General features: G+C 40.5%; 16 protein-coding genes. 8 read left to right on the top strand and 8 right to left on the bottom strand.

Going from position 1 to position 9,938, the window contains the following annotated elements; translation table 11 throughout:
- Positions 1 to 83: 83 nt before the first annotated feature.
- On the top strand, positions 84 to 1,592 hold the full coding sequence (locus tag CDG79_RS25900) for a GAF domain-containing sensor histidine kinase (RefSeq protein WP_094344684.1): 1,509 nt from the start codon (positions 84 to 86) through the stop codon (positions 1,590 to 1,592).
- A gap of 48 nt (positions 1,593 to 1,640) precedes the next feature.
- Here the strand turns inward: CDG79_RS25900 and CDG79_RS25905 are convergent, their stop codons facing one another.
- The 3 genes from CDG79_RS25905 to CDG79_RS44030 all read right to left on the bottom strand — a co-directional run bounded on the left by CDG79_RS25905 (position 1,641) and on the right by CDG79_RS44030 (position 3,273).
- Positions 1,641 to 2,294 carry an S-layer homology domain-containing protein gene (locus CDG79_RS25905; protein WP_189525136.1) on the bottom strand — a complete coding sequence of 218 codons (654 nt, stop codon included), beginning with the start codon at positions 2,292 to 2,294 and terminating at the stop codon, positions 1,641 to 1,643.
- 92 nt (positions 2,295 to 2,386) lie between these two features.
- Positions 2,387 to 2,509, bottom strand: coding sequence for a hypothetical protein (locus tag CDG79_RS44950; RefSeq protein WP_262985830.1), 123 nt, complete (start codon positions 2,507 to 2,509; stop codon positions 2,387 to 2,389).
- A 608-nt stretch (positions 2,510 to 3,117) separates the two neighbouring features.
- Positions 3,118 to 3,273 carry a hypothetical protein gene (locus tag CDG79_RS44030; protein ID WP_223278325.1) on the bottom strand — a complete coding sequence of 52 codons (156 nt, stop codon included), beginning with the start codon at positions 3,271 to 3,273 and terminating at the stop codon, positions 3,118 to 3,120.
- A gap of 73 nt (positions 3,274 to 3,346) precedes the next feature.
- Here CDG79_RS44030 and CDG79_RS41360 point away from each other — a divergent pair, with 73 nt between their 5' ends.
- Complete coding sequence (locus CDG79_RS41360) at positions 3,347 to 3,493, top strand: DUF1392 family protein (RefSeq protein ID WP_223278326.1); 147 nt, start codon at positions 3,347 to 3,349, stop codon at positions 3,491 to 3,493.
- On the opposite strand, the gene CDG79_RS42785 is transcribed toward CDG79_RS41360, so the two are convergent.
- Complete coding sequence (locus CDG79_RS42785; RefSeq protein ID WP_167407684.1) at positions 3,494 to 3,661, bottom strand: hypothetical protein; 168 nt, start codon at positions 3,659 to 3,661, stop codon at positions 3,494 to 3,496.
- Between the two features lie 81 nt (positions 3,662 to 3,742).
- Between CDG79_RS42785 and CDG79_RS25915 the strand changes: the two genes are divergently transcribed.
- The 4 genes from CDG79_RS25915 to CDG79_RS25930 all read left to right on the top strand — a co-directional run bounded on the left by CDG79_RS25915 (position 3,743) and on the right by CDG79_RS25930 (position 5,321).
- Positions 3,743 to 4,282, top strand: coding sequence for a hypothetical protein (locus CDG79_RS25915; RefSeq protein ID WP_094344687.1), 540 nt, complete (start codon positions 3,743 to 3,745; stop codon positions 4,280 to 4,282).
- A gap of 118 nt (positions 4,283 to 4,400) precedes the next feature.
- The gene (locus CDG79_RS25920; protein WP_094344688.1) at positions 4,401 to 4,682 is read left to right on the top strand and encodes a hypothetical protein; all 282 of its coding nucleotides are present in this window, start codon (positions 4,401 to 4,403) and stop codon (positions 4,680 to 4,682) included.
- Between the two features lie 98 nt (positions 4,683 to 4,780).
- Positions 4,781 to 5,050, top strand: coding sequence for an antibiotic biosynthesis monooxygenase family protein (locus tag CDG79_RS25925; RefSeq protein WP_223278327.1), 270 nt, complete (start codon positions 4,781 to 4,783; stop codon positions 5,048 to 5,050).
- A gap of 70 nt (positions 5,051 to 5,120) precedes the next feature.
- The gene (locus CDG79_RS25930; protein WP_094331064.1) at positions 5,121 to 5,321 is read left to right on the top strand and encodes a hypothetical protein; all 201 of its coding nucleotides are present in this window, start codon (positions 5,121 to 5,123) and stop codon (positions 5,319 to 5,321) included.
- Positions 5,322 to 5,371: 50 nt separating this feature from the next.
- Here the strand turns inward: CDG79_RS25930 and dinB are convergent, their stop codons facing one another.
- The 3 genes from dinB to CDG79_RS25945 form a co-directional block, all read right to left on the bottom strand.
- Entirely contained in the window at positions 5,372 to 6,457 is a 1,086-nt protein-coding gene (gene dinB / locus CDG79_RS25935) for a DNA polymerase IV (protein WP_094344689.1), read from the bottom strand.
- Between the two features lie 111 nt (positions 6,458 to 6,568).
- Complete coding sequence (locus CDG79_RS25940) at positions 6,569 to 7,165, bottom strand: pyridoxamine 5'-phosphate oxidase family protein (protein WP_094344690.1); 597 nt, start codon at positions 7,163 to 7,165, stop codon at positions 6,569 to 6,571.
- 9 nt (positions 7,166 to 7,174) lie between these two features.
- The gene (locus tag CDG79_RS25945) at positions 7,175 to 7,792 is read right to left on the bottom strand and encodes a glutathione S-transferase family protein (protein WP_094344691.1); all 618 of its coding nucleotides are present in this window, start codon (positions 7,790 to 7,792) and stop codon (positions 7,175 to 7,177) included.
- A gap of 153 nt (positions 7,793 to 7,945) precedes the next feature.
- Here CDG79_RS25945 and CDG79_RS25950 point away from each other — a divergent pair, with 153 nt between their 5' ends.
- Both CDG79_RS25950 and CDG79_RS25955 read left to right on the top strand, forming a co-directional pair.
- A complete protein-coding gene (locus CDG79_RS25950) occupies positions 7,946 to 8,500 on the top strand; it encodes a TetR/AcrR family transcriptional regulator (protein ID WP_094344692.1) in 555 nt (184 codons plus the stop codon).
- Between the two features lie 66 nt (positions 8,501 to 8,566).
- On the top strand, positions 8,567 to 8,977 hold the full coding sequence (locus CDG79_RS25955; protein WP_094344693.1) for a hypothetical protein: 411 nt from the start codon (positions 8,567 to 8,569) through the stop codon (positions 8,975 to 8,977).
- A gap of 449 nt (positions 8,978 to 9,426) precedes the next feature.
- On the opposite strand, the gene CDG79_RS25960 is transcribed toward CDG79_RS25955, so the two are convergent.
- Positions 9,427 to 9,618 (bottom strand): hypothetical protein, encoded by a 192-nt coding sequence (locus CDG79_RS25960; protein ID WP_094344694.1) that lies wholly within the window; start codon positions 9,616 to 9,618, stop codon positions 9,427 to 9,429.
- Positions 9,619 to 9,938 lie beyond the last annotated feature (320 nt).

The following is a 9,938-nucleotide window of genomic DNA, read 5'->3' on the forward strand; positions in this document are numbered from 1 at the left end:
CGCTTAAACTCTTATTAAAAATTATGTTGAAGCCTTATATCTACTTAGAAAAAGGCAGTCTTCAGCCTCTATAATTACTAAAAATGGAAGCACTTAAAGCCGCACACTCTCAGCGAATTGTCGCTATTACCGTTGAAAAAATCCGTCAATCTCTTGACATAGAATATATTTTTCAGACAACTACTCAAGAAATTAGGAAATTGTTCAACTCTCACCGTGTAATTTTATATCGTTTCAATCCAGATTGGAGTGGAAAAGTTGTCTCTGAATCCTTAGCACAGGGGTGGTTGCCTCTAATTCAGCAGCAACTGCATCAACCAGAAATAGTAGAAAATATCAGCGAATGTAGCTTGAAAAATTTATCTATTCCTCCAATTGTAGATACCTATTTACAAGATACACAGGGAGGACGCTTTTCTCAAAATGAAACTTATCGTGTTTGTGACGATGTTTACAGTGCTGGCTTTAGTAAGTGCTACCTGAAAATTTTAGAGCAATGCCAGGCAAGAGCTTACGTGATTACTGCTATTTATCAAAGTCAACAACTTTGGGGACTGCTAGCAGTTTACCAAAACGATGTACCTCGAAAATGGCAAGCAGATGAAGTATATATACTTAGCCAAATTGCATCTCAGCTAGGTGTAGCATTACAGCAAGCAGAATTACTCAAACAAACTCAAATTCAGAAAGAAGAACTCGCCACAGCTCTCAAAGAGTTACAGCAAGCTCAAGCTCAATTAATTCAAAATGAGAAAATGGTCAGTTTGGGACAATTAGTAGCTGGAATTGCACATGAAATTAACAACCCTGTTAGCTTTATTTACGGCAATCTAAAATCGGCTGGTGAATACACTCAAAATTTATTTTCGCTATTAGATATCTACCAAAGCCATTATCCTCAATCAGTCAAGGCAATTGAAGAGTTTACAAATTTCATTGAACTAGATTTTTTAAGGTCAGACTTTCCCAAATTATTCAAATCGATGCTCATGGGAGCAGAGCGGATTCGAGATATTGTTCTTTCCCTGCGGACTTTCTCACGCTTAGGCGAAGCTTCAATGAAAGCAGTTGATATTAATGAAGGAATTGATAGTACGATAATGCTTATCCAAAGCCGCCTCAACCCTACTAAGGAGCGTCTGCAAATTGAGGTAATCAAAGAATACGAGAGCCTCCCCTTAGTTGAATGTTATCCTGGGGAGTTAAACCAAGTATTTCTGAATATTTTAGTGAATGCACTCGATGCTTTAGAAGATTCAGCCCTAAAAGGTCGATGGACAACAAAAAAATTCAATATAATCGATAATCCCCGAATTTATATTCGCACCCAATTGCTGGAACCAGATCAAGTCACTATTAGCATTGCCGACAATGGACTAGGAATACCATCCGATACTCTCAAGCAAATATTTAATCCCTTTTTTACCACCAAGCCTGTTGGACAAGGTACAGGCATGGGATTGGCTATTAGTTACCAAATTATCACACAAAAACATGGCGGTTCTTTAGAATGCATTTCCCAACCAGGAGTTGGTGCTGAGTTTATTATTCGTATTCCCTTGATTCAAATTGTGTCAAACTCAGTACATTAAAAGAGACAGCAATGTTTAAATTTTAATCTTTATGGCTTTGGTTTTTGTTTAAACACCCCTAAGACAGTTGAGCAACCGTAATGTAGCTGCTGCGCCATAATTACGCCGTGTCCCAAGATTAGGAGAAAAGGCATTTCCAGTTTCGTTGACGGGAGTTGCAACACCGCAGTATGCAGACATCTCTGTAATTGTTTTTTTCGCCCAATGATTAGATATGTCACTGAACGCTATTGGCTGCTGCTTATTGAGCATACCTGAAATTCCTCCACCCTCATCCGCATATTGAATGGCTTTACGCAATACCGCCATCAACTCAGCACGGGTTACTGTTTGGGTAGGACGAAAAGTACCATCAGAATAGCCTTGCATAATCCCGTTAAATTTTGCCCACTCAATCATTGCAGCACTCCAACGGGTTGCGTTTACATCCCGAAAAGGCTTGCTGGTGACTTTCAATAAGTTTCCTGCTGCTGGCGGTGGGTCGTGTGGCACCGTCGCACTACTTACGGGTAGCTTACTGAGCGCGTTTATTACCATTGATATCATCTGTTCGCGCGTTAATTCTAACGTGGGACGAAAGGTATTATTAGAAGTGAAGCCTGCAATAAGTCCTTTCTGAACAGCCTCTTGAATCTCTTTGGCATAAACATCAGCGTTAACATCGGTAAAGCTTGGCACTTGGGCAACTACTGGTTTAGTCATGAAAGCGCATAACACTATAATCGCAGTAATACCTGCTCCCGTTTTGGCAGTTAGTGAACCCAAAAAATTAAAAGTTGATTTGAACAAAGGTTTCATAATGAATTGAATGCAGCTTTAGTAACTTCTGCTCCCGACTCCACTGTTTCTCCACGCTTTACTGTTTTCTCAAGCAGTCCAGGAATCCAACGTTGCCAAATCTGCTGAATCTTTGCCATTGCTTAAATGCCTGTGCTAGGAGTTTTACTGATGATTAGGGTTTATGCTTGCTACAACTGAGGCTAACGCTTTTACGGACTCTACCGCAATATTCCGGTTACAGCGAGTAAACAACGCACTGCACGCATAATTCGATTGTTGGCAGTGGGTGCAAGAACCTCAGCCACCAGTACAATAAAAAACTGCCCTGGGGCAAGGAGTCCAGAACAGTGCTTGTAAAAAAAAATTAAATATGGGAGTTTTAAATGTTGCCCCCCGCTTTACATATAATTCGTTTGCCATGTAATACTCTTCAGTTCAAGTTTTGTACTTTATGCCAAAAGAGCGAAAAACTTTTAAAGCTGCACTATACAGGTATTAGACGCAATAAACCAAGCCCAATGCAACACCCTTGGCTGAATGCGTGTAAACCAATGGTTGTCAAAATTTGCTCAAACATGAATCCACCAGGGAGCAATGCGATTTTGTTAGATCGGACTTTAATTCTCAGTTATAGAGCTAGATTCTCAATAAAAACAGTTATTTGGCTGCGATCGCAGCCCTAAATGGGTGATTTAGTACCCGAATTTTAAGCACCTCACAAAATCGCATTGCTCCCAATCCACCATTACCCAAGGAACAATCGTCGGCTGTGGAGGGCGGTTGTTACTTGGGCAGAGGAGAAGCGATCGCTTACGTTAGGCGCACTTTCACAAAAATACTCTACTGAGTTATTCACATCAATAGAGTATATAAATTTACTATAATCATCTTTTACCAGCATTTAGTTTATAGCTTAGTAATTATTTATACTTTTGTATGAATATTGCAAATCTTGCCTACAGTTTACGTGGGGTTTGCCTTGCGTCGGCACAGGCAACTTACAACTGAACACTAAAGAAAAACCTATGTTTCGATTAGGTGAGTTGGTCGAGTTTCGATTTTACGGTGATGGGCTATCGATTCGGATTGTCCAGGGCATTTTTAAGCTATGCAGGCAATAACTAAGGCTCTACTCCTTCATCAATCCAAGCATCAATTGCTGTTTTTACCTCTAATTCAGTCACAGCAGACCATTCTTTTTCATTGATAGTTGTTTTAAATTCCGCTCTTTTACCGTGACCAACTTTTTCCATTGAGTGTCCGCGATACACATTTTTAGGCTTAATCATTTTTCTCAATCATCTTTATAGAATATTATAAACTGTCGCTCAATAAGTTACAAGAATCCTTATCACTAATAACGAGTTATTATGGATTATTTTAATAGTTCATATATTAAATACTATTTGTTCAAATATTTATTAATAAGTAAGGTTAATTTAGAAATGTTTGCAATATATATTGTTTGGATAAAACTGGTGTTTAGCTTATCTTGCTATGTAATGCTAGGCTGGTTATTTGCTTGGACAGCAGTTTGGGATGAGGCTTTACAGCAGGGCAGTGCCTTGACTTTATCCAGAGTTAGTTTAATATTTTTGACTTTAACATTGACTCGCAGTTTTGCTTGGAAATTTTTTGGCGTTATCAGTTGGGCTAAAACTTTAGGTTGGTGTTACATATTAAGCCACGGTGTAACTGGAATTTTACTTTTAGCTTTTAGTGGAGGGATAACATTATATGTAGTTTTATTGGTAGTACTAAGTATCGCTTGGGCTGGTGCTTTTAGTTCAGTCGCAGTAAAAAATCAATTACTTCCATTTTTTAGTCAGTTGCACACTGTGCTAATTTTGAGACTTACCTTAATTTTTGGTTTAGGTTTAGGGATATTGGCCCGTCTGAGCAATCTCTAAAAATTATCTTTAACTTTCGGTTACACGACCCAATAGCCATACAAGTTTCTGGCAAAATGCCTCTGATTCGCTGATAAGTTCTTGTATTCTGGGATATCCCTTCTTTATGGAAAGCCGAATGATTCCTATAGATATGAAACGACTCATCAAAAAAAACTCTAACCCAGTTCGCAAGAAAACAGAAGTAACCCCACCACCGACTGAACCCATTGAGATTCCTGAGAGCCAAAATATTCCTGAACCAGTGATTGAACCAAACCCACCTGTGTACATTGAAGACTACGCTTCCGAATCCGAATACATTTCTGAACACTATCGCCCCCTCCGCTCCGTGGGTAACTCCGGGTGGCAACCGTCTGATGTATGGCGCGAGTTGAGAGTTGATGATTTTTGTCGGTGAGCAGCATCTAAAACTTGTATAATCCTACTATAGGTACATTCAAGTTTCTGTTGATAAATGCTATTGTCTAGCATGACAGAGTTAAAAGAACTGCCTTTATGGATTCACCTGTGGTATTGATCAATGTCTTCTCTGTTCCTCAAGGTTTGGAAGATGAATTTCTTCGCAAATGGAATCAGACTGCTCTGTTGATGAAAAATGAGCCAGGGTTTATCGATACAAAGTTACATCGCAGTCTTGACCCAACGGAGAGATTTCAATTTATTAATATTGCAAAATGGTCTAGTAAAGAAGCTTGGAAATCGGCATTCTCTAAACGCATTTCCCAAAATGAGATTTTTGAACAACAATTACCTCTTTGTTGCTAATCCTGCACTCTATCAAATTGAAGCAGAGTACTAATCTCAAAATAGAATTTAGAGGAGTCATAATTCAGCTATGATTACTGAAAATGATGATTCAGTCGATGCAGTTAATGAACTAGTGAGAAAAATCTCTATTAAAGAAACTCAGCTAAAAATAGCTCAAGAGTCGAATCTCATTCAGACTGCTGAAGCGTTAGAAAATCAACTAGCCCAATTACAACAAGAATTAGGAGATAATTCAGACACACAATTGCAGTCACTAATGAGCTTGTAAAATGCTTACGACGGCAACTGAGCTTTTTAGAAGTGGGGCTTACGCCTGCGCTAAAATATGATGTTCCCATTCTGAAATAAGGGCAATTGAATCGCTTGTAACTGCTTGGCGTTATCTAAATTGGACAAGGAAATACCCAGCAACCTAATACTACGATTCTCCAGATCAATCGACTCAAACAGTGCTTTGGCTATCTCAAAAATTGTATCTAATTCACTAATGGGAGCAAGCATTGTCTTACTACGGGTTAGCTGCTGATAGTCAGAGAATTTAACTTTCAATGTTAATGTGCGTCCTCGTGTTTCATGCTGCTCCAACCGTTGCTCGACAATTTGGGCAATCTGTTCAAGTTCTTGCAACATCTGACCGACATCGCTTAAGTCCTGTGCAAACGAGGTTTCTGCACCAATCGATTTGCGAACTCGATTTGCTTCAACTGGGCGGTCATCTTCTGCTCTGGCAATCTTGTAGTAATAATGACCTGCTTTACCAAAGTGGTGTGTTAGGTCAGTCAGCGATCGCATTTTCAAATCTACGCCAGTATGAATCCCCAGTGAATGCATTTTAGCCGCCGTAACTTCTCCTATACCGTGAAACTTTTCAATTGGTAGCTGTTCTACAAAGGCGATCGCATCCTCCGGTAAAATCACCGTCAGTCCATTCGGCTTGTTCTGCCCTGATGCCATTTTTGCAAGAAACTTGTTAATTGACACACCTGCGGTTGCCGTCAACTGGGTTTCCTGAAAAATTGCAGTTTTGATGTGTCTTGCGATCGTAGAAGCGTAGGGGATGTTTTGCCTATTCTCAGTAACGTCCAAATATGCTTCATCTAGTGCAACCCCTTCCACTAAATCACTGTAGCGTTTAAAGATAGCGTGGATTGCAGCAGAAATATCTCGGTAAACGTCGAATCTCGGTCTGACAAAGATAAGGGTGGGACATTTGGCAATTGCTGTTACTGAGGGCATCGCAGAGTGAATACCAAATTTTCTGGCTTCATAACTGGCTGCTGCAACTACGCCTCGCTGATTCGGGCTGCCACCGACGACTAACGGTTTACCTCGGTAGCTAGGGTTATCCCTCTGCTCTACCGATGCGTAGAAGGCATCCATATCAACGTGAACTATCTTTCTCACTTGAAAGCAGAGTGAAGCATTAGAAAGTTAGGCTAACCGGTGCTTAGTAAAATACTATATTACCAGTGTTATAGTACATTAGCACTACTTGGTTCAAATACCATATCTGCATTATTCCCCAACGAATTTCTGTTCTAACTCTTCAATTCGAGCCACAAGAGGAGCCATCATAGCTTCAACCTCGGTAGCAGAATAGCGGATAGGTATGTGTTGAGAACAATTTTCACTCAAAGCTTCGACATGAAATAGAATAGCTCGCTCAACTTTTGCTGGATAGCCAGGGATGCGAAGTCGCTCAATTAAAGCACTATCCCCTTCAACATATTCTGCCTTACCCCAAACTTTGATACGTCTGCGTTGGCGGTAATCCATCAGGAACAGAAATGCTTTTGCTTCTCCTTCAAGGTTGCCTACGGTAATGTACTGCACATTCCCAGAAAAATCGGCGAATCCCAGGGTTTTCTCATTCAACACTTTCAGGAAACCGGGCGCTCCTCCACGAAACTGGATATAGGGATAGCCATTGGAACTGACTGTTCCCAAATAAAACCCATCCAAATGAGCAATAAATTCGGCAATTTCTAGTGTAATTGAATCATTGGCAGGGCCGTTGGCAATGTAGCGTTCATAGGTTTGCCGTGATCCCCGTTGTGACTGGGCGGCTTCAACTTCAGGAGTAAAAGCAATTTCTCCAAATTTGCGTGGCATACTGCGCTCCTAAACTCTAGCAGGTTCTTCAATACCAATCATTCCAATAAAACCGGGGAGATGCTTGAGCCGTTCAATCCAGGCTTGAACATGAGCATAGGGTTCGAGAGAAATCTTACCATCGTTGGCGAGGGCGATGTATGGAAAAACAGCAACATCGGCAATCGTAGGATGTCCCAACTCTAGCCATTCACCTTCTGCTAGATGATTATTAAGTTGTGTGAGGATAAACTCTGATTTTTGATTTACTCGTTCTAGATTGATGTCAGTAGCTTTAAACAGGTGATATAAACGTGCCGATTCAGGGCCAAGCCGAACTTCTCCCGCAGTTGTAGATAACCAGCGAATTACACGACTCATCGGCTCTGGCTCCAGAGGCAACCACCCTTCTGTGCCATACTGTCGAGCTAAATAAACTAGAATTGCTTGAGCATCTGCCAATATAGTATTTCCATCAACCAAAACTGGCACTTGACCAAAAGAATTGAGTGCTAAAAATTCTGGCTGTTTGTGCGCTCCTCTAGGCAAATCAACTTTTACCCATTCGTAATCTAAGCCTAATAGCGACAACATTAGTTTTACTTTATAGCTGTTGCCAGAGAGTTCGTAACCGTAAAGCTGAATCATAGATTAATCCTTCAAATGAGGTAAGAACGAACAAGTTTAATCACAGAAATTAAGTGGCACTTGCTGTCTCATTTTTGTACTGTTCGTTCGGTATACGATTAATGTACCGAACGAACGGTATAATGTCAATATCTATTTTTCTCAACTCTTACAATGCCCAAAGAAACATATATTCCATATCTCATACGGCTGTTTCGCCAATTCGGGTATGATGGCGCAACTCTATCTAAAATTTCTGAAGCTACTGGGCTTGGGAAAGCCAGCCTTTATCATCACTTTCCTGGCGGTAAGGATGAAATGGTTGAGACAGTGCTAGATTTTCTTCAACAGTGGTTAGCCCAAAACATCTTGACAGCACTTACCTCCCAAGGTGATGCGCTAACACGATTACAGAGGATGTGCGATCGCCTGAGCGAACTTTATGAAGGAGGACATCAACCCTGTATGTCTGCCATTTTATTAATGGGTTCAGCCCGTGATATCTTTCACACTAGAGTTAATGCTTTATTCTGTATCTGGATTAATGCGATTGCTAATGTTTTAATCGAAAGTGGTATGGATGAAGAACTCGCCAAATATCGAGGGGAAGATGCAGTGATTGCTATTCAAGGTTCCTTAATTTTGTCACAAGGGTTGAATGACCCATCTCCTTTTATGCGTGTTATTCAACAACTACCTAGACAACTTTGTACTCCAAAGCCACATTAACGCAAAAATAATTGATAACTTTTTAACATTACTGTCTGTTTGCCCCATTTTCTCAATATTCACAATATGAATATCGACCGATTGCAAGAACTTAAGCGAAAACTGACGAATGACGCAGACTTGTCCGATATCTGGCTATTTTACATGGATCATTTTGCGGATCTACCGGAATTCACTGACCTGGGTGAGCCTGCCTATAATGAATACCTAGATGCTGTTCTTCAAAAAACTTGTCAGCAGATGTTTGATAGGGCAATAAAGATTAGTGACTTTTTGCTGATTTACATAGCTCCGTATCATTTATTTCATGGAGCTTTTCAAATCGAAGGACGTATTGGGGGTGTGATTTATTTCGAGGATATCAAAATTGGGTTAATTGCAGTGTCGGCAGATTATCCCCCTACCGATGCGGTTAAGTATTCACGTTTTACTGAGATGATTCAACTGTCTGCTCCTAATGGCAATGACCGCAATTGAGAGAAACACAACTTAGTAGATGTTTCAAGAAGTGCGAGGCTAGCAAGAACCGCAGGCATCACATTTCTTGACAGGGCAGCCGCAGTTTTCAATTTCTGGTTGTTAGAACGAGGTTTTGTTGGGTTGCAACAAGACGAGACGATTTTTCAAAAGCAGTGATTCTCACGAAAATACTCTACTGAGTTATTCATCTCAATAAAGTATATAAAATTACATTTATTACCTTTCCTAGAATTTATTTTATACAATAGTAGGTATTCACACCTCTGTATAAGTACTTGAAATATTGATTGTAGCGATCGCCAACTTTTCTTTTCCATTAATTCGCCTCCATATAGTTAGTGGAGCGACAAATAAAAAATCGGTGTACAATTTCAAGCAATTTACCTTCACCAAAAGGGATTATCTCTTGCTACTAGTGCTGACCTTGGATCGCATATACGCACTCATTACCGTTCATCCCGCAACCACTCTAACCCAGTTCTCAACGCCGCCTCTGCCGTGTAATAAATCTTTTGTTCCCCGAATATTCCACCCGTGCGGCTGATGATACGGAATTCCCAGCAATGCCCTGGCGTGTAAAAAACCATTAGGATACTGCTGTTCACACAGAGTACGGTATCAACTTTAACTTGAGACATTTACTGGTGCTGTGGGTGTGATGATGTATTTTAATTTAAAAAACTCAGCAGTCAGGAGTCAGGAGTCATTCTGGCTCCTGAACGAAAAAGCTCCTGTGTAAAGGGGTTTGAATCTCCAACCGATTGTGATTCTGAATTCTGAATTCTGTCTTCTGAGTTCTTCTTCAATTGCGTGGGATTTCTCACCCAATCAACCCCAAATGCCGATGAAATGCTTCAACTGCATTCGCCACACCATCCTCAGCCCTGATTTTCTCACCTAACTCTTGTGCTTTCTTTCGCATCACCTCATCGCCCAGTACGATTTCAATCGCTGCTGC

Source organism: Nostoc sp. 'Peltigera membranacea cyanobiont' 232, from assembly GCF_002245985.1.
Taxonomy (GTDB): domain Bacteria; phylum Cyanobacteriota; class Cyanobacteriia; order Cyanobacteriales; family Nostocaceae; genus Nostoc.